This window comes from Halopseudomonas sp. MFKK-1 (assembly GCF_027474385.1).
GTDB classification, from domain to species: domain Bacteria; phylum Pseudomonadota; class Gammaproteobacteria; order Pseudomonadales; family Pseudomonadaceae; genus Halopseudomonas; species Halopseudomonas aestusnigri.
On the sequence record NZ_CP114836.1, the window covers coordinates 549831 to 567553 of the forward strand.

Annotated in this window: 19 protein-coding genes; 13 read left to right on the plus strand and 6 right to left on the minus strand. The window is 62.9% G+C overall.

The genetic code is table 11. The annotated features are described in order from the left end of the window. The first annotated feature begins 112 nt into the window (after positions 1 to 112). The 3 genes from O5O48_RS02490 (at position 113) to O5O48_RS02500 (ending at position 3052) form a co-directional block, all read left to right on the plus strand. Positions 113 to 2290 carry a malate synthase G gene (locus O5O48_RS02490; protein WP_228245461.1) on the plus strand — a complete coding sequence of 726 codons (2178 nt, stop codon included), beginning with the start codon at positions 113 to 115 and terminating at the stop codon, positions 2288 to 2290. Between the two features lie 123 nt (positions 2291 to 2413). Further along, entirely contained in the window at positions 2414 to 2719 is a 306-nt protein-coding gene (locus tag O5O48_RS02495; RefSeq protein ID WP_233048971.1) for a DUF2845 domain-containing protein, read from the plus strand. A 15-nt stretch (positions 2720 to 2734) separates the two neighbouring features. Next, positions 2735 to 3052: an antibiotic biosynthesis monooxygenase family protein gene (locus tag O5O48_RS02500; protein WP_228245463.1), complete on the plus strand. Its 318-nt coding sequence runs from the start codon at positions 2735 to 2737 to the stop codon at positions 3050 to 3052. Here the strand turns inward: O5O48_RS02500 and O5O48_RS02505 are convergent. Then, positions 3049 to 3588 carry a DUF3087 family protein gene (locus tag O5O48_RS02505; RefSeq protein ID WP_228245464.1) on the minus strand — a complete coding sequence of 180 codons (540 nt, stop codon included), beginning with the start codon at positions 3586 to 3588 and terminating at the stop codon, positions 3049 to 3051. The two genes, O5O48_RS02500 and O5O48_RS02505, sit on opposite strands and share 4 nt — an antisense overlap. Positions 3589 to 3794: 206 nt before the next feature. Here O5O48_RS02505 and O5O48_RS02510 point away from each other — a divergent pair, with 206 nt between their 5' ends. Beyond that, positions 3795 to 4628: a hypothetical protein gene (locus O5O48_RS02510; RefSeq protein WP_269688061.1), complete on the plus strand. Its 834-nt coding sequence runs from the start codon at positions 3795 to 3797 to the stop codon at positions 4626 to 4628. A gap of 10 nt (positions 4629 to 4638) precedes the next feature. After that, the gene (locus O5O48_RS02515; RefSeq protein WP_233048969.1) at positions 4639 to 5334 is read left to right on the plus strand and encodes a phosphatase PAP2 family protein; all 696 of its coding nucleotides are present in this window, start codon (positions 4639 to 4641) and stop codon (positions 5332 to 5334) included. A gap of 63 nt (positions 5335 to 5397) precedes the next feature. On the opposite strand, the gene O5O48_RS02520 is transcribed toward O5O48_RS02515, so the two are convergent. Next, positions 5398 to 5946, minus strand: coding sequence for a cytochrome b (locus O5O48_RS02520; protein ID WP_228245466.1), 549 nt, complete (start codon positions 5944 to 5946; stop codon positions 5398 to 5400). Positions 5947 to 6144: 198 nt separating this feature from the next. On the opposite strand from O5O48_RS02520, the gene O5O48_RS02525 reads away from it, so the two are divergent. The 4 genes from O5O48_RS02525 to O5O48_RS02540 are packed head-to-tail and all read left to right on the plus strand — an operon-like array spanning position 6145 to position 9420. Next, on the plus strand, positions 6145 to 7107 hold the full coding sequence (locus tag O5O48_RS02525; RefSeq protein WP_228245467.1) for a diacylglycerol/lipid kinase family protein: 963 nt from the start codon (positions 6145 to 6147) through the stop codon (positions 7105 to 7107). Next, a complete protein-coding gene (locus O5O48_RS02530) occupies positions 7104 to 7907 on the plus strand; it encodes a metallophosphoesterase family protein (protein ID WP_269688062.1) in 804 nt (267 codons plus the stop codon). The genes O5O48_RS02525 and O5O48_RS02530 overlap by 4 nt, the downstream gene beginning before the upstream one ends. A 59-nt stretch (positions 7908 to 7966) precedes the next feature. After that, entirely contained in the window at positions 7967 to 8740 is a 774-nt protein-coding gene (locus O5O48_RS02535; protein WP_269688063.1) for a sulfite exporter TauE/SafE family protein, read from the plus strand. Positions 8741 to 8799: 59 nt separating this feature from the next. Next, positions 8800 to 9420, plus strand: coding sequence for a glutathione S-transferase family protein (locus tag O5O48_RS02540; protein ID WP_233048968.1), 621 nt, complete (start codon positions 8800 to 8802; stop codon positions 9418 to 9420). Between the two features lie 2 nt (positions 9421 to 9422). On the opposite strand, the gene O5O48_RS02545 is transcribed toward O5O48_RS02540, so the two are convergent. Next, positions 9423 to 10523, minus strand: a complete 1101-nt coding sequence (locus O5O48_RS02545; RefSeq protein ID WP_434006959.1) for an MFS transporter — start codon at positions 10521 to 10523, stop codon at positions 9423 to 9425. Positions 10524 to 10828: 305 nt separating this feature from the next. Here O5O48_RS02545 and O5O48_RS02550 point away from each other — a divergent pair, with 305 nt between their 5' ends. Further along, complete coding sequence (locus O5O48_RS02550; protein ID WP_228245471.1) at positions 10829 to 11272, plus strand: YqaA family protein; 444 nt, start codon at positions 10829 to 10831, stop codon at positions 11270 to 11272. On the opposite strand, the gene O5O48_RS02555 is transcribed toward O5O48_RS02550, so the two are convergent. Next, positions 11247 to 11492: a VF530 family DNA-binding protein gene (locus O5O48_RS02555; RefSeq protein ID WP_228245472.1), complete on the minus strand. Its 246-nt coding sequence runs from the start codon at positions 11490 to 11492 to the stop codon at positions 11247 to 11249. The two genes, O5O48_RS02550 and O5O48_RS02555, sit on opposite strands and share 26 nt — an antisense overlap. Before the next feature lie 174 nt (positions 11493 to 11666). On the opposite strand from O5O48_RS02555, the gene O5O48_RS02560 reads away from it, so the two are divergent. Both O5O48_RS02560 and O5O48_RS02565 read left to right on the plus strand, forming a co-directional pair. Continuing rightward, entirely contained in the window at positions 11667 to 12821 is a 1155-nt protein-coding gene (locus O5O48_RS02560) for an NAD(P)/FAD-dependent oxidoreductase (protein ID WP_269688662.1), read from the plus strand. Between the two features lie 134 nt (positions 12822 to 12955). Beyond that, a complete protein-coding gene (locus O5O48_RS02565) occupies positions 12956 to 14689 on the plus strand; it encodes an amidohydrolase (protein WP_269688064.1) in 1734 nt (577 codons plus the stop codon). A gap of 29 nt (positions 14690 to 14718) precedes the next feature. Here the strand turns inward: O5O48_RS02565 and lnt are convergent, their stop codons facing one another. Further along, positions 14719 to 16365 (minus strand): apolipoprotein N-acyltransferase, encoded by a 1647-nt coding sequence (lnt, locus tag O5O48_RS02570; RefSeq protein WP_269688065.1) that lies wholly within the window; start codon positions 16363 to 16365, stop codon positions 14719 to 14721. A 151-nt stretch (positions 16366 to 16516) separates the two neighbouring features. Between lnt and O5O48_RS02575 the strand changes: the two genes are divergently transcribed. Further along, entirely contained in the window at positions 16517 to 17410 is an 894-nt protein-coding gene (locus O5O48_RS02575; protein WP_228245476.1) for an acyltransferase, read from the plus strand. Here O5O48_RS02575 and O5O48_RS02580 read toward each other — a convergent pair. After that, a complete protein-coding gene (locus tag O5O48_RS02580) occupies positions 17401 to 17721 on the minus strand; it encodes a TraR/DksA family transcriptional regulator (RefSeq protein ID WP_228245477.1) in 321 nt (106 codons plus the stop codon). The genes O5O48_RS02575 and O5O48_RS02580 overlap by 10 nt on opposite strands. Between the last annotated feature and the right edge of the window lie 2 nt (positions 17722 to 17723).

Here is a 17723-nt window from a genome sequence, read left to right on the forward strand (position 1 = left end):
TTGCGCCTGTCGGGCATGCTTTGCAACACATCATCGTGTAACATACCGCGTCTCCAATTTCCACGTCCTGATGCGCGTAGCGCGCAGGTTGTCAGCACAGTGAGGGTGTAACATGACAGATCGCGTCCAAGTTGGCAGTTTGCAAGTAGCCAAGGTTCTCCACGACTTTATCAACGAGCGTGCCATTCCCGGTACCGGTGTCGAGGCCAACGCCTTCTGGGCCGGTGTCGAAGCGCTGATCAAGGACCTGGCTCCCAAGAACAAGGCACTGCTGGCCAAGCGCGACGACTTCCAGGCGAAGATCGATGCATGGCACCAGGCACGCGCCGGTCAGCCCCACAATGCTGCCGAATACAAAGCCTTCCTGCAGGAGATCGGCTACCTGCTGCCCGAACCCGCTGACTTCCAGGCCACCACCCAGAACGTTGACGAGGAAATCGCCACCATGGCCGGCCCGCAGCTGGTTGTGCCGGTGATGAACGCCCGTTTCGCCCTGAACGCTGCCAACGCACGCTGGGGCTCGCTGTACGATGCATTGTACGGTACCGACGCGATCTCTGAAGAAGGCGGCGCCACCAAGGGCCCGGGTTACAACGAAATCCGTGGCAACAAGGTTATCGCCTTCGCCCGCGCCTTCCTTGATGAGGCAGCACCGCTGGCCAATGGTTCCCACGTTGACTCCACCAGCTACACTGTCAAGGACGGCCAGCTGAGCGTTAGCTTGAAAGACGGCAGCACCACCGGCCTGAAAGACGCCGCCCAGTTTATCGCCTTCCAGGGCGACGCTGCGGCGCCGACTGCCGTCCTGCTCAAACACAACGGCCTGCACTTCGAAATCCAGATCGATGCGACCAGCAACGTCGGCCAGACCGACGCTGCCGGCGTCAAAGACGTGCTGATGGAATCTGCGCTGACCACCATCATGGACTGCGAAGACTCCGTCGCCGCCGTTGATGCCGACGACAAGACCGTTGTCTACAGCAACTGGTTGGGCCTGATGAAAGGTGACCTGGCCGAGTCCGTCAACAAGGGCGGCAGCACCTTCACCCGCACCATGAACCCGGACCGCGAATACACCAAGGCCGACGGCACCACCCTGACCCTGCACGGTCGCTCCCTGCTGTTCGTTCGCAACGTCGGCCATCTGATGACCAACGACGCGATCCTCGACCAGGACGGCAACGAAGTGCCGGAAGGCATCATGGACGCAGCGGTAACCAGCCTGATCGCCATGCACAACCTGAACGGCAACACCAGCCGCAAGAACACCCGCACCGGTTCGGTCTACATCGTTAAGCCGAAGATGCACGGTCCGGAAGAGGTGGCGTTCACCACCGAGCTGTTCGGCCGCGTTGAAGACATGCTGGGCCTGCCGCGCAACACCCTGAAAGTCGGCATCATGGACGAAGAGCGTCGCACCACCGTCAACCTGAAAGCCTGCATCAAGGCCGCCAGCGAGCGCGTTGTGTTCATCAACACCGGCTTCCTCGACCGCACCGGTGACGAGATCCACACTTCCATGGAAGCCGGCGCGTTCATCCGCAAGGGCGAAATCAAGGGCGCAGTCTGGATCGGTGCCTACGAGAACAACAACGTCGACATCGGTCTGGCCACCGGCCTGAAAGGTCGCGCGCAAATCGGTAAAGGCATGTGGGCCATGCCCGACCTGATGGCTGCCATGCTGGAGCAGAAGATCGGTCACCCGATGGCCGGCGCCAACACCGCCTGGGTTCCGTCCCCGACCGCCGCTACCCTGCATGCCCTGCACTACCACAAGGTGAACGTCGCCGAGCGCCAGGAAGAGCTGGCCAAGCGCACTCCGGCCTCCGTTGACGACATTCTGACCATTCCGCTGGCGCCGAACACCAACTGGTCCGCCGAGGAAATCCAGCAGGAACTGGACAACAACGCCCAGGGCATCCTCGGCTACGTTGTACGCTGGATCGATCAGGGCGTCGGCTGCTCCAAGGTACCGGACATCAACGACGTGGGCCTGATGGAAGACCGCGCAACCCTGCGTATCTCCAGCCAGCACATCGCCAACTGGCTGCGCCACGGCATCTGCACCGAAGAGCAGGTCATGGAAACCATGAAGCGCATGGCTGCAGTGGTTGACCGTCAGAACGAAAGCGACCCGGCCTACAAGCCGATGGCGCCGAACTTTGACGACAGCGTTGCCTTCCAGGCCGCCGTTGAACTGTGCGTTGAAGGCACCAAGCAGCCGAACGGCTACACCGAGCCGGTCCTGCACCGCCGTCGCCGTGAGTTCAAGGCCAAGTTCGGCCTGTAAGACCCGCAGCAAGCAAGAAGCCCGGCCATCGCGCCGGGCTTTTTTGTGCCTGACGTTCGACCTGTGCAAATGACACAGGCATGATGTAAACATCAAGCGTCCTGCTCCAAGGGAGGGCAACCAATGCACGGCCGACTGCTACTACTGACCCTGCTGACCGTGGTCAGCGCCACCTCCACCGCACAGGCCGCCTCACTGCGTTGCGATAAGGGCATCGTCGAGACCGGTGACTCGCAGGATGACATATTGGCACTGTGCGGCGAGCCAGATCAGCGTGAGCACACACCCCGCCTGATCGATCCGAATGGCTATCCGGCCGAAGGCAGCGTCACGGTAGACATCTGGACCTACGGCCCCGACAACGGCATGGTCCGGCGCTTGCGCTTTATTGATGGGCGGCTGGTGAATATCGACAGCAGCCGGCACTGACTCCGGGAGCCAGCGATGAAATACATCTTCGAGGTGACGATAAAGCCGGGCTTTCAGCCCGAGGACTACGCCGATGCCTGGGTGCGCGCCAGCAGCCTGATTCAGCAGGCTCCCGGCGCCCTGGGCACCGAACTGCATCGCAGCCTGAGCGACCCGGCCAAGCTGATTGCCATAGCCCACTGGGAGAGCAAGGCCGCGCGGGATGCGATGGAAGGCACGCCTGACCCGGCCGTCGCGGAGATTATCCGCAGCGCTGCAGACTGCTGCGAGATTCGCTTCGTCGGGGAGTTTGACGAACCCGAATGGGTAGTTATGCCGCCGAAAGCCGGCTAGCCCTTGGTGCGGCCGGCAAGATGCTCCAGCCATTCACTGCGCAGCACCATCTGATCCTCCGCGAGGCCACGCTCGACCAGCGCCTCACGCAACTGCTCGCGCTCGGCCACCAGCTCCAGCATGTCGCTGGTGTTGCCATCAAGGTGGTGCATCTGCTGCAGACCAAGGTGGTAGAAGCGCAGCAGCAGCATCGCCTGCTCGTCACCCGCCTTCACCGCGTCCTTGACCTGATGCATCTGGTTGGTCACCCGCATCAGGGCGCGCTTCAGGCGCCAGCCGTAAGCCGCAGCGTCCATCCAGGATTGTTTGAGAAACACGGTACGGACCAGGGTCGCGGTGATCGCTGCCGCCAGCAGCACACCGGTCAGATTCAGGCCAAAGTTGCTGCCATCGGCGCTGCCGAACAGGCCGATCAGCAGCGCCGGCAGTGCCATGCCGAGCAGAGCAAAGAGCACCACGACAATCAGCGTGCTGCGCCGGGTCTGCCTTCTGAAAGTTTCGGGATCACGCTGTTCGATACGAAAAAGCTCGCTCACTGGTTACCACCCCTGATGCATGCAAAGACCCACAGTGTACGTGCTCGCCCCGGCATCGCGCAGCAGGCGGCCGCAAAGCCGAGAAAGATTCTGTCGCCGATTGTTGCCCTGCGCTCAACGCGATACCATGCGCGGTTCGCAGGCCCCGCTGCCACAAGGCTGCCGCGCGGGACCGCCCACCCTTATTCCGAGGAACCGCTACGCCGATGAATCGACGTATTCTTGTGTCCCTGCTCGCCCTTGGCCTCGCCATTGTGCAAGGCTGCGCCACCTACACCACACCGGCGGCCGGGGTAAACATGTCTACGCTTGGCGATGACGATATCGTCGAGCTGATGGCGCTGGAGCCCGCAGCGCAATTCCCCGCACGACTGGCCATGGTCCGCGTGCAGTCTTCCGGCTACCGCTCGCTGACCGCCGACAGCTACGGCACCGGCAGCTTCAGTGTGGTGACCACCCGCGACGTCGAGAGCGAAGAAGATGTGCAGCGCATCGCCGCCCTGGACAATGTTGCCGCAGTGGCGCCAATCACCCGCCTGATCCTGCCGCAGGAGCTCAATACCATCAAGGATCTGCGCCTGGGGGCCGCCCGCCTGAAGGCCGATATGTTGCTGATCTACACTCTGGATACACGCTTCAACGTCGAAAGCACCTCGCTCGGTCCGCTGTCGGCGGTGACCCTGGGTTTTCTGCCGAACAAGGAAGCGTTCGTCAGCGCAACCACGTCCGCACTGCTGGTTGATGTGAGAACCGGCTTCATCTACGGCACCGCCGAATCCACTGCGCGCGAGTCCCAACGCGCCAGCATGTGGAATTCCGAGGCGGCTATCGATAACGCTCGCCAACTGGCAGAGCGCAACAGCTTCAGAGACTTTGTCGGCAAGTTTGAGACCCTTTGGCAGGCAATGCTGGCCGAGCACGTCAAGGTCGACGCTCCCAGGCCGCTGACACCACCCGCCCCCCGCCCCGTACCGGAACCGACAGTCAAGCCGCCGGTACCGCCGGCTCTGGAGCCGCAGCCCGGCACTTATACGTTCTGAGGACGCTGCCATGCAGCCGCTGCCGCTGCTTTTGTTGAGCACCGCAGTCGCGCTCGGCTTGCTGTACGCCAGCCGGATGTCGACGACCAGCGCTCCACCGCCACGCCACCTGCTGCTGGGCCCGCTCGCCCTGTTGATGATTGCAGCCACGCTGACCGCTCTGGTGAGCAACGACGCAACAGCAGGTGCCGACCGGGCCCTGCTGCTTCAGGTCGGTCAACACACTCCCTCCGCGCTGTCGCAGTTACTGGCGTTTGCAACGCACACCGGTTCGGCACTGTTCCTGACGATACTGATCAGCTGCTGGGTGATTGGCATGCTGGTCCGGCGCGACCTTGCCAATGCCCTGCTGCTGGCGCTGTCCGGACTGGGCGGCGCCCTGCTGGTGGTCATCAGCAAGCTGCTGATTGCCCGCCCGCGGCCGGAGCTGTGGGACACCGCAGCATTAAGCACCTACAGCTTTCCCAGCGGCCATACACTGGGCACCGCCGCCTGCGCCGGTGCGCTGGTCATTGTGCTGGCTCGTCGGCACCCCCGACAGCGCTCGCTATGGGTGACGCTCGGCCTGAGCTGGCTGCTGCTGGTCGGGCTGTCGCGGCTGACACTGGGCGTGCACTGGCCAAGCGACGTCTTGGCCGGAGCCTGCGCCGGGCTGGCGTTACCGCTGCTGTTGAGCCGGCTGCCAGGCTGTCGCCAGCCGGCATGAACACCGACGCCGGAGCTCGCGAGCCCCGGCGCCTGACACCCTTTCAACAACCAGTTGCGGCACTCAGTTGGCGCGGCGCCCCGGCAGCATGCGCACCAGCGTGTTGTCGCGCAGCACGTAGTGATGGGCAATCCCAGCGGCGGCGTGCAGACCGATCAGCCAGTAGCCGGCGATGCCCAGCCATTCATGCACTTCCTTCAGCTGCCCTGCCAGCGCACGGTCAGGCGCGACCAGTGACGGCAAGGTCAACCAACTGAAAATCCGGGTCTTGTCGCCGGCACTGAGAATAAGCCAGCCAATCAACGGCAGGCCGATCATCAAACCGTACAACGCCCAGTGCATGGCGCTCGCCAGCGCACGCTGCCAGGCCGGCGGCGTTGGCGTAATGGTCGGGGCAGGAAACAGCCACCGCCCGATCAGGCGCAACCAGACCAGCACAAACACCGCCATGCCGAGAGCGAAGTGCCAGTGCTTGAGCAGCTCGCGCGGATCGCTGCCCTTGGGAAAATTGGTACGAAGTTCAATGCATGCATACACCGCTGCAATCAGCAGCAGCATGAGCCAGTGCAATGATACGTTGAGTGAGTGGTACCGCTGGGTAGACGCCGACATGATCACAAATCCCTGAGCCGAAGTGGAGAGTGGCTGTAGTTTAGGGAGCGAGTCTTAATCCAGCCTTAAGAGCCGCGACACAGCGCTCGGTGCGAACAACACGGATGGAACCTTCGGCGACAACCGCCTGACTAAAACCGAAACCAGCCAGGATCTGCGTCACCCGTATCCGATACACACGCAGCCGCGAGGTACCGCATGCCCCTATCCGCCGGACAGCCCTTGCCCGCCGAGGCCCCGCTGTTCATCGTGCTCAACGCCAGCTCCGGTCGCCACGACGGCGAGACCGTGCGTCAGACCATAGAACGCGTCCTTACTCAGGCAGGCCGCACCTTTACCCTGCTCGAGGCGGGCAAAGGCAGCGAGCTGGCCGACAAGACCCGAATCGCACTGGAACAGGCACGCCGGCACCAGGGCGCGGTGATCGCCGCAGGAGGCGATGGCACACTCAATGCCGTCAGCAACGCGGTGCTGGGCAGCGATGTCCCGTTCGGCATCCTGCCGCAAGGCACATTCAACTATTTCGGTCGCCGCTATGGCATTCCACAGAATACCGAGCAGGCCTGCCGCTGCCTGCTGGACGCGATAATCGAGCCGGTCCAGGTCGGCCTGCTCAACGGCCAGGTATTTTTGGTCAATGCCAGCCTTGGCCTCTACCCCGCATTACTCGAGGATCGCGAGGCCTGGAAGCAACGCTACGGTCGCAGCCGCCTGGTCGCATTCTGGGCCGCTCTGGCAACCCTGCTCAGGGCTCATCGCCAGTTCAGCGTACAACTGGAGACTGCGGGCCAGCTGAAACGCTTCCGCACCCAGACCATCGTGGTCGGCAACAACGCGCTGCAGCTTGAGCACGTGGGCATTGCCCAGCGTGAAGCGCTCGACAACGGCAATCTGGTCGCCATGACCGCCAGACCAATGGGGACGCTGGCACTTTACGGCCTGCTGTTGCGTGGTCTGCTAAGCCGGCTCGGTGATGCAGAGCAAGTCAGCAGCTTCGGCTTCCGGCAGATGCGCGTGCGCCTTGGCAAGCGGGGTCGTCGGGTCAAGGTAGCCATGGACGGCGAGATCAGCTGGATGCATTCGCCGCTGTTATTCCAGGTAGCAGGCCATCGACTGCCGCTGCTGGTGCCCCGCGATCAGCATCTGCGGGAGTACGCATGATCCGGTTACTGCACCTGTCCGACCCGCATTTCGGCACCGAGCAGCCAGAGGTCATGGCCGCCCTGCTCGCCTTCGCGGCGGAACGACGGCCGGACCTCACGCTGCTCACCGGCGACATCACCCAGCGCGCGCGCGCCGAGCAGTTCCGCCGCGCCAGGGCCTTTGCCGATCAACTGCCGGCCCCGGTACTCTCGGTGCCGGGCAACCATGATCTGCCGCTGTTCAATCTGGTCGGCCGACTGTTCAACCCCTACGGTCACTACCGCAACCACATCAGCAACGAACTGGAGCCGGTGTACGAGAGCAGTCGACTGCTGGTCATCGGCGTCAACTCCACCCGCCCGCAGCGCCACAAGAACGGTGAACTCAGCGAGCGTCAGATCGAGCGGGTCTCACGCCTGCTGCGAAGTGCGCGCAGCGACCAGTTACGCATCGTTATCCAGCACCATCCGGTACGAGCCATTGAAGCGTCGGACAAGGCCAATCTGCTAATCAATCACGAGCGGATCGTGCCGCGCTGGATTGATGCCGGGATGGACCTGCTGCTGGCCGGCCACATCCACCTGCCCTATGTGCGACCGCTGAACGGCCATGGTCAACGGCAAGCCTGGACCGCCCAAGCCGGCACCGCCCTGTCGTCCCGGGTGCGGGGCAACATACCCAACTCGGTCAACCTGATCGAACACAGAACCGACGGCCTGTTTCACCACTGCGCTGTCGAACGCTGGGACTATGCCGAAACCAGCGGCGATTTCCGCCTCTACAGCCACACCGATCTGACGCTCGACCGCAATCGCTGAACCACCGCGCCAGCGCGCTCGGGTACACTATCGCGCCACACTGACCCGGAGACGCTGCCATGACTGATCTGACCCTGACGCAGTATCTGCTGATCGGCCTGATCTTCGTCTGGAGTGGCTTTGTCCGGTCCGGGCTGGGCTTCGGCGGGGCCGTACTGTCACTGCCGTTTCTACTGCTGGTACACGACGATCCGCTGGTATTCCTGCCGCTGATCGCCGCACATCTGCTGCTGTTCTCGTCGCTCACGGTCTTTCTCAACAACCGCGCGGCGTCGCGCCCGGCTGGCGGCGGCACGGTCGACTGGCGCTATCTCGGCCACATGCTGACAGTGATGATGGTGCCCAAGCTGATCGGCGTGTTCGGCCTGCTGACCCTGCCGGCCGACGTGATGAGCATGATCATCTTCGTCATCGTCTCCGGCTACGCGATCTCCTACATTCTCAACCGGCCGTTTCGCAGTAACAGCCGATTGGTTGATACCCTGTTTCTGATGCTGGGCGGCTATATCAGCGGCACATCGCTGATCGGCGCGCCCCTGATCATCGCCGTTGCGGCGCAGCATGTTGCCCGGGAAAAGCTGCGCGACACCCTGTTCGTACTCTGGTTCGTGCTGGTTGCCATCAAGATGGCCGCCTTCGTCTGGGCCGGAGTAGACCTGCAACTGATTCATCATCTCTGGCTGCTGCCCTGTGTAACAGTCGGCCACCTGATTGGCCTGCGCTTCCACAACCGCATGCTGGCAGACAGCGGCGGCCGCTTCTTCCGCGTACTGGGCCTGACTCTGCTGGCCGTCAGCAGCATCGGCCTGCTCAAGGTAGTGCTGGACTGGTGACCCGACAAACAGCGACTATGCTTGCAAGACACTGAATGAGCGGTAATGGAGAACCACCCATGCATGGACTCACCCTTTACAGCAATCCGCAGTCGCGCGGCCGGATGGTGCACTGGATGCTCGAGGAGCTGCAGGTTTCCTACGAAACGGTCTGGATTCGTTACGGCGATGAGATGAAAGGCGACGCCTATCGTGTGATTAACCCGATGGGCAAGGTACCCGCCCTGATGCACGGAGACCTGCTGATTACCGAGTGCCCGGCCATCTGCGCCTACCTTGCCGACCGTTTCCCGCGGCACCGGCTGGCACCGCCGGTCGACGATCCGCGCCGTGCCGCCTATCTGCGCTGGTTCTTTTTTGCAGCCGGCCCGCTGGAACAGGCCATTACCGCCCGCAAGCTGGGTTGGGAAGTTCCACCGGAGCGCGCGCGCATGGTCGGCTTCGGCAGCTTCGAAGACACCCTCGATACCCTGCAACAGGCGATGCTCGGCGGCCCCTGGCTGTGCGGCGACAACTTTACCGCCGCCGATCTGTATCTGTCATCCCAGCTGGGCTGGGCCATGCAGGAGGGGATCGTCCCCGAACGCCCCGGCTTTGCCGACTACGTTGCCGCCGCCTTCGCGCGCCCGGCAGCAGAGCGCGCCAACGCCTTCAACGACGCAAACATCGGCGAGGCCTGAGATCAGCTCCCGGGACGCATGTCCTCCGGGTGCTGGCGCTGGTGCCGCCAGGCGAGCAAAAACAGCAGCATGCCCAGTGCTGCCGTGACGGCACCGACATAGCCGGTCACCGTCCAGCCCAGACCGGCGCTGATCGCCACTCCGCCCAGCCAGGGGCCAAGGGCATTGGCCACATTGAACGCCGCATGGTGCGAGGCCGCTGCCAGGGTCTGAGCATCGGCCGCCACATCCATCAAGCGGGTCTGCAGGGGCGGCGACAGGGCAACCATGGTGCCGACCAGAAAGGCTGCCAGCAGCGCGCTCCACAGCGTCTGTACGGCAAACGGAAAGAACAGCAGCACCAGCACACTCCAGATCAGCACCACAGCAACGGCCCTGAACTGCAGACGCTCGAACAGCCAGCCGCCCAGCAGATTGCCGGCAAGGGTGCCTGCACCGAAGGTCGCCACCGCTATCGGTACCACCAGCGGCGATACCCGGGTGACCTCCAGCAGGGTTACCGCAAGATAACTGAACACGCAGAACATGCCGGCAAAACCGATTGCACCGATACCCAGCGCGTACCAGACCTGAATGCGCCGAAACGCCTGCAGTTCGCTCAATGGGTTGCTGCGATGCTCGCTGCGATCCAGCGGCAGAACCCAGGCAACCAGCAGCATGGTCAGCAGCGCAATGAGCGCCACAGCGACAAAGGCATAACGCCAGTCAATCGACTGGCCCATCAGGGTTACCAGAGGATTGCCGATCAGAATCGCGATGGTCAGCCCGAGCATTACCTGGCTGACCGCCGCCGCACGCTTGTGCGATGGCACCATTGACGCGGCCACCAGCGCCGCAACTCCGAAATAGGCGCCGTGCGGAAGGCCGGTAACGAAACGGGCAAGTATCAGCGAGTGATAACCCGGCGCCAGCGCCGTCGCGGCATTACCAAGGGCAAAGAACCCCATGAGCAGCAAAAGCAGGTGTCGCCGGTACAGGCGAGCACCCAGCACAGCCAGAATAGGCGCACCGACGACCACGCCCAGAGCGTAGGCACTGATGACGTGCCCGACCTGCGGCTCGCTGACACCCAGATCCGCGGCCATGGTCGGCATCAGGCCCATGATCACAAATTCACCGGTACCGATACCGAAGCCTCCGACAGCCAGGGCAAGCAGTACCAGCCAGGAAAGGGAACGATGGGGGGTATCTGAAGACGCCGACGACAGGTCGGCAGACAGCTCTGACAAGGAAACTCCGGCACGGTAGAAGATCGGGGCGGGGAATTATTCACGTTTTGCCCAGGCGCGTGAAGGCATACTTCGGCTTTTCTGGAAATTCAGAACAAAGCGCTGAAATTCAGGTCAACTCAGGCAATATCGGCTACGCGGGTTATCATGCAGGCCAACACCGCAGTCGAGACGAATAGATGTGGGAACTTAGCGGGTATGCAGGGCTGTTCCTGGCCGCACTGGGTGCCGCCACCCTGCTGCCGTTGCAGTCCGAGGTGGTGCTGGTCGGCATGCTGCTGACCGAGCGCTACGACCTGACCCTGACGCTGATGGTGGCGACCGCCGGCAACCTGCTGGGCGCCATGATCAACTGGTGGATGGGGCGCTATATCGAACACTTCCAGAAACGGCGCTGGTTCCCGCTGACACCCGAGCGTCTGCATCGCACCCAGCAGGCCTATCATCGCTGGGGCTTCTGGTCACTGCTGCTGAGCTGGGCGCCCTTCATCGGCGACCCTTTGACCATCGTCGCCGGGGTCATGCGCGAACCGCTCTGGCGCTTCACCCTGATCGTACTGGTCGCCAAGGGCGGGCGTTACCTGATTCTGGCAGGCGTTACTCTCGGCTGGCTGGCAGACTAGCAATATACAGCGCCTCTACCTTCTCGCGCGCCCACGGGGTACGCCGCAGGAATTTCAGACTGGAGTTCAGACTGGGCTCGTGCACAAAGCAGTTGATCGGAATCCGCCGCCCCAACTCGTCCCAGCCATAGCGATCAACCAGCCACTGCAGCAGCACCTTGAGAGTAACGCCGTGCAGCGGATCAGCATTGCGGTGGTCCGGCGGGACACTGGAAGACATGCGACAAGCCTCGATAACGGGATAAACCGCCATTCTACGCCAGCCCGGCGCAGACACCCCAACAATGCTAGAATTCGCCGTTTCCAGCCACCCTGCCCTTGCGGATAGTTCAACGTGCCCCAGCCCGCTTTCGACTTTGACGTAATCGTACTCGGCGCCGGCGCCTCGGGCCTGATGTGCGCCGCCACCGCAGGCCAGCGTGGCCGCCGGGTGCTGGTACTCGAGCGCGCCAACCGCATCGGCAAGAAAATCCTGATGTCCGGTGGCGGGCGCTGCAACTTCACCAACTACAGTGTCGAGGCAGACAACTTCATCTCCGCCAACCCGCACTTCTGTAAATCAGCCCTCAAGCGCTACAACCAGTGGGACTTCATCTCCATGGTCGGCCGCTACGCCATCGACTATGAAGAGCGCAAACACCAGCAGTTGTTCTGCCGTGACTCGGCCAAGCCGATCCTCGACATGCTGGAGAACGAATGTCTGCAGGCCGGCGTGGAAATTCGTACCCACTGCGAGTTGAGCACCGTAGCCCGGGCAGAGGATGGCGGCTTCGTCCTCAGCGTCGAACAGCAGGGCCGCCCCGGCACACTGCGCTGCCAGTCGCTGGTGGTGGCCACCGGTGGTCTGTCGATCCCGACACTCGGCGGCAGCGGCATTGGCTATCAGCTGGCCGAGCAGTTCGGCCTCAAACTGGTCCCGCGCCACGCCGGGCTGGTGCCCTTCACCTTCAGCGACCAGCTCAAGCCGATCTGCGAGCGGCTGGCCGGCCTGGCGCTGGATGTCGAGGTCAGCTGCAACGGCCAGCACTTCAGTGAGGCCATGCTGTTTACCCATCGCGGTCTGAGCGGCCCGGCCATGCTGCAGATATCCAACTACTGGCAGGCGGGCGACACCCTCAGTGTCGACCTGCTGCCCGGCCTCGATGCCACAGCCTGGCTGCTCGAGGAAAAACAGCAGCAACCACGCAGCCGGCTGAAAACCCGCCTGGCCATCCATCTGGCCAAGTCGCTGGTAGCCGAATTGCAGGCGCTCTGGTGGCCGGCCGACGACGATACAGCGCTGGCCGAAATGCCGGATCGACAGCTGCGCGAGATCGGGGCGAAGCTCAACAGCTGGCAGCTCAAGCCCTCCGGCACAGAAGGCTATCGCACCGCCGAGGTTACCCTCGGTGGCGTCAGCACCGACGACGTCAGTTCCAAGACCATGGAAGCCAAGCACTGTCCCGGGCTGTTCTTCATAGGCGAGGTGATCGACGTCAGCGGCCATCTCGGCGGCTTCAACTTCCAGTGGGCCTGGTCATCCGGCTACACCGCGGGTCAATTCGCCTGAATCGGTCCATGGCCCAGTGGCCACGGCAAACCCGACCCGTTCCGGTATCCTTGCCACAGAGCCGTCTACACTCCAACTGATCACCCTCGGTGCCGCCCCATTGAGACGGCTAACCAAATGGAGCGAGACACGCCATGAGCGCACGTTACACAGCCCTTGCCCTGACGCTTTTTGCCAGCATCCCGACAACCGCTGCCACTGGGCAAGTCGCCGACAGCATTTACCTGGGCGGTCCGATTCTGACCATGGATGACCAGCAACCGCGCGCCGAAGCGGTTGCCGTTGCCGATGGAAAAATTATCGGCGTCGGCTCGCGTGCCGAGATCGAACGTGCCCACCGGACGGCACAGACTGCATTGCATGACCTGCAAGGTCACGCGTTGCTGCCCGCGTTCTTCGATGCGCACAGCCATTTCAGCATGGTTGGCCTGCAGACCATCTCGGCCAACCTGCTGCCGCCGCCCGATGGTCCGGGAAGCTCAATCGCCGAGCTGCAGACTGCGCTTCGGGAGCACCTCGCAGCCCATCCCGAGGCGCGCGAGATGAACCTGTTGATCGGCTTCAATTACGACGACTCGCAACTGGCGGAAAAACGCCACCCAACTCGCCAGGAGCTCGATGCAGTTGCCACCGACATTCCGATTGTTGCCATCCACCAGTCGGGGCACCTGGGGGTCTACAACAGCCTGGCGCTGAAGCAGGCCGGTATCGACGCGACCACCGTCAATCCCGAAGGCGGCGTCATTATCCGGGAGGCGGACGGTGTCACGCCCAATGGCGTCATGGAAGAGAACGCGCATATCGCCACACTGATCAGGCTGATACCCCGTTTCACTGCGGCTCAGCACGCCGACATGCTCAACCGGGCCCAACAGATTTATCTGGCCAACGGCTTCACTACAGTGCAGGAAGGCCGCGCCTCCGCCGATACCGTGGTCGGCATGCAACAGGCCGCCGACGCCGGTCTGCTCAAGCTGGACCTGGTGATCTATCCGGACCTGGAGCAAACCCTCGACAGCCCGGTACTCACCGGCCCGCTGATGTCCCACGACTATCGGAGTCACCTGCGTCTGGGCGGTGTAAAGCTCACCTTTGACGGCTCTCCGCAGGGCAAGACTGCCTGGTTCACCCAGCCCTACGCCCAGCCCCCTGAACATGAACAGGCCGGTTACCGCGGCCGTCCGATTTTTGCCGACGACGCCGTACCGCTGGCGATGATGCGCAAGGCCTACGCCCACGGCTGGCAGTTGCTGATTCACACCAACGGTGACGCCGCCATCGATCAGATGATCCGGCTGGTGCGCATGGCTCAGCCCGGCAACCCGCCCTCGTCCGGACCGCATACGGTGATGATCCACGGACAGTATCTGCGAGCCGACCAGATACCGCCGCTCAAGGCGCTGGGTATCTTCCCCTCACTGTATCCGATGCATACATTCTACTGGGGCGACTGGCACCGCACCTCGGTTGCCGGACCGGAGCGGGCCGCTTTCATCTCTCCCACCCGCGCGGTTCAGCAGGCTGGGATGACCTTCAGCATCCACTCCGATGCGCCGGTTATCTTCCCCGACTCGATGCGTTTGCTGCACAGCGCGGTCAACCGCGTTACCCGCAGCGGCTATGTGCTTGGCCCGGACCAGCGGCTGGATGTGGAAACTGCCCTCAAGGCAATGACTCTCTGGCCCGCCTGGCAGCATTCTGAAGGGGACAGCAAGGGCTCGATCAGCAGCGGCAAGCTGGCAGACCTGATCATCCTGGATCGTGACCCGAGCACCGTGGCTAAAGAGGACCTGCTCTCGCTCCGGGTGCTGGAAACCATCAAGGAAGGACAACCCCTCTACCGCAGCGAGAAGCTGCCAGGTAGCTGACACGCTGAGCTGCATACTCCGCGTGCAGGTTAGCGAGTGCCGTGAACCTCTGCCGTGCCGGCGTCACGCCCCTGCCGCCGGACCAGCAGGATTGCCAGCAGTATCAGCGCGGCCAGCATCGCCAGCCACAGCCGCCCCAGCAGATGTGCATGACGGCCATAGAAGCTGGCCTGCGCACTGACGGAATAGGGCAGATCAACCAGCAACTCGGCCCGCGAAAAGGCCGGCGTACCCGCCAGCGGCCGACCACTGGGTGCCGCCGCAACCGAAGGGCCATTGTTGATCAGGTGCACCATGGGAACCCGATTTTCAACCGCTCGCATGATCGATATGGCCCGGTGCTGAAAGGGTTGCGAGGTCTCGCCAAACCAGTTGTCCTGGGAGACAAACAGCAGCACAGCGCCGCTCACCTCATCCCCGATCGCGTCGGCAATAAACTCGGGGAAGGCGGTCTCGTAGCAAATTTTCGGTACCACCTGCATCCCGTCGATCGCAAAACGGGTATGCACGTCCCCCGCCCCTACGGGCCGGAGATAGTCCCCCAGCACGGCGTGGGTCAAGGTGCTGATGCCGGGCAGTTGCCAGAACGCCGGCAGGTACTCACCAAAGGGCACGCGCAGCATCTTGCGGTATCGCTCTGCCAGTTCGCCGTCGCGGCGCAGCCAGCCCATCGTGTTGTAACTGATCGGCTCGGCGTGGCGATTGCGGGTCTCCACATCATGGAACAACAGATCGGCGCCCATCGCCAGCACCTGGTCGGCGTAGGCCTGACGGACACTCTGGTGATCAAAGTAACCCTTGTAACGGGCCTCCGGCCAGACAACCCAGCGCGCGCCGGCGGCGACCAGGCGACGGCTTGCTTCCATCTCCTCGGGATATTGCCGGGAATATCCGGCGGGCGGCGCAGGAATCCGCCGGGTCGGCGCGTCATTGGGCTGCACCAGCCCGACACGCATACGCTGCCAGTTGGCAACCTCGGCATCCCAGTGGGCCAGCGCCTGCCAACCGTAAACAAACCAGACCAGCACCAGCACCGCGCCCGTTGCCGCCAGTGCCGACGCTACCCGACCGCGCACACCCGCAAGCAGCTGAAACAGCAGTCCGTTGACCAGCAGGATCAGCAAGTCCATGCCCTGAGCGCCGACCACATCAGCGCCCTGAATCGCGATCAGGAACGCTGCCTGGGTCTCACTGAAACGAATATCGAACAACCCGGGAAACAGGGCGCAGACGCCGACGATGGACAGCGGAAAGCTAAGCAGTACCAGTTGCGGCAGACGCCGAGCCAACCAGCGATAGAGCAGGCAACCGAGTCCGATTGCAGCCCCGCAATAGATCCAGAACAGCGCTGCCAGAAGCACACTGAGCGGCAGTGACAAGCCCTTGAGGTGAATGGCAAAGTGGACCATCCAATAGGCTGTGCCCAGATAGAACAGGCTGCCGGTCAGCCATCCCAGCAGCGCCGCACGAAGCGGCGACACGCCCTGCAGGGCACAGAGCAGCGGAAGCCAGCCAAACCAGGCGGTCCAGTACAGACTGCCATCGACCCAGGGCAGGCACAGCAGTACGCCGGACAGCATGGCAAGCAATACCTGCTGACCACGTCGACGCACTATCGGCCCCCCCGCTGCCCGACGGTAGAGAAAACAGATATCCAGCTTGCCGGCAGAACCCATGCCCACTCCAAGGCTGCAACGTAAACCCGTCAGGCCCCCGACGATAGAAGCGCCCCGGGCGCCTGCACATCACCCTTACGGGTGAACACAGACTGGTCGCGGCCGCAGAAAACTCGCTATGCTTGGAACTGAATTACCCAAGGGACATGCCATGCCGCACTGGATCACAGGTATCCTTACCTGCCTGCTCATATTGCTCAACACGCTGACAGGAATCGGCCCGATGCTGCTGATCGGCATCGTCAAGCTGCTGCCATGGCCCCCGTTGCAACGACTGTGCTCCGCCGCCGTCATGTGGATCGCCGAAACCTGGGCAGAGGGCAACAAGGCGATCTTCGCACTGCTGACGCCGACCCGTTGGGACATCCGTTGCGATGCCAATCTCAGCCAGCAGCACTCCTATCTGGTCATCAGCAATCATCAGTCCTGGGTCGACATCCCCGCGCTGGTCAAGGCCTTCAACCGCAAGACACCCTACTTCAAGTTTTTCCTCAAACGCGAGCTGATCTGGGTGCCGTTTCTCGGCCTCGCCTTCTGGGCGCTCGACTACCCCTTCATGAAGCGCTACAGCAAGGCCCACCTGGCGAAACATCCGGAGGATCAAGGCAAGGATCTGGAAATAACCCAGCGTGCCTGCGAGAAGTTCCAGGGGCTGCCGGTTACCGTGGTCAACTATCTGGAAGGCACGCGCTTCACCCCGGCCAAACACGCTCAGCAGCAGTCGCCCTACCGTAACCTGCTGAAACCCAAATCCGGTGGTATCGCCTTCGTCATCGCCGCGCTGGGCAAACAGATGCACACCGTTCTGGATGTCACCATCGTCTACCCCGGTGCACGACCTCCGGGATTCTGGGCGCTGGTCAGCGGTCAGGTCCCGCATGTAATCGTCGACATTCACGAATGCGAGCTGCCAGAGGCCCTGCTGGAAGGCGACTACAGCGGCGATCCGCATTACCGGGAGCACTTCCAGCGCTGGGTCTCAGATCTGTGGCAACGCAAGGATCAGCGTATCGACCAGTTGCGCAGCGAGAGCGATCAGGCCTGATCGGCGCAGCCGGCACACCAGGGCGTCGCCGGCAAGGCTTCAAGACGCGCGGACGCGATCTGCTCGCCGCAGCGCTGACATTGCCCGTAATGCCCTTCACGCAGACGTTGCAGCGCTGCTTCCACCTCACGCAGCGCCGCTTCGGCCTCCAGCTTGAGCCCCCGCATCACATCGTCATTCTCGCGCTCCTGGGCCTGCTCGGCCCAGTCGGTAGAATGGCTGCTACGCAGGTCCCGCTCCAGCGCATCAAGGCGCCGGGCATATTCGTCGTACAGGGTCCGCAGGTTTGCCGCGGCAGTCTGGTTGTCCACGT

Bases quoted from the DNA above. Each gene is read 5' to 3' on its own strand.
- O5O48_RS02490 (WP_228245461.1), top strand. From the start codon at position 113: ATGACAGATCGCGTCCAAGTTGGCAGTTTGCAAGTAGCCAAGGTTCTC.
- O5O48_RS02495 (WP_233048971.1), top strand. From the start codon at position 2,414: ATGCACGGCCGACTGCTACTACTGACCCTGCTGACCGTGGTCAGCGCC.
- O5O48_RS02500 (WP_228245463.1), top strand. From the start codon at position 2,735: ATGAAATACATCTTCGAGGTGACGATAAAGCCGGGCTTTCAGCCCGAG.
- O5O48_RS02510 (WP_269688061.1), top strand. From the start codon at position 3,795: ATGAATCGACGTATTCTTGTGTCCCTGCTCGCCCTTGGCCTCGCCATT.
- O5O48_RS02515 (WP_233048969.1), top strand. From the start codon at position 4,639: ATGCAGCCGCTGCCGCTGCTTTTGTTGAGCACCGCAGTCGCGCTCGGC.
- O5O48_RS02520 (WP_228245466.1), bottom strand. From the start codon at position 5,946: ATGTCGGCGTCTACCCAGCGGTACCACTCACTCAACGTATCATTGCAC.
- O5O48_RS02525 (WP_228245467.1), top strand. From the start codon at position 6,145: ATGCCCCTATCCGCCGGACAGCCCTTGCCCGCCGAGGCCCCGCTGTTC.
- O5O48_RS02530 (WP_269688062.1), top strand. From the start codon at position 7,104: ATGATCCGGTTACTGCACCTGTCCGACCCGCATTTCGGCACCGAGCAG.
- O5O48_RS02535 (WP_269688063.1), top strand. From the start codon at position 7,967: ATGACTGATCTGACCCTGACGCAGTATCTGCTGATCGGCCTGATCTTC.
- O5O48_RS02540 (WP_233048968.1), top strand. From the start codon at position 8,800: ATGCATGGACTCACCCTTTACAGCAATCCGCAGTCGCGCGGCCGGATG.
- O5O48_RS02545 (WP_434006959.1), bottom strand. From the start codon at position 10,523: ATGGGCCTGATGCCGACCATGGCCGCGGATCTGGGTGTCAGCGAGCCG.
- O5O48_RS02550 (WP_228245471.1), top strand. From the start codon at position 10,829: ATGTGGGAACTTAGCGGGTATGCAGGGCTGTTCCTGGCCGCACTGGGT.
- O5O48_RS02555 (WP_228245472.1), bottom strand. From the start codon at position 11,492: ATGTCTTCCAGTGTCCCGCCGGACCACCGCAATGCTGATCCGCTGCAC.
- O5O48_RS02560 (WP_269688662.1), top strand. From the start codon at position 11,667: ATGTGCGCCGCCACCGCAGGCCAGCGTGGCCGCCGGGTGCTGGTACTC.
- O5O48_RS02565 (WP_269688064.1), top strand. From the start codon at position 12,956: ATGAGCGCACGTTACACAGCCCTTGCCCTGACGCTTTTTGCCAGCATC.
- lnt (WP_269688065.1), bottom strand. From the start codon at position 16,365: ATGGGTTCTGCCGGCAAGCTGGATATCTGTTTTCTCTACCGTCGGGCA.
- O5O48_RS02575 (WP_228245476.1), top strand. From the start codon at position 16,517: ATGCCGCACTGGATCACAGGTATCCTTACCTGCCTGCTCATATTGCTC.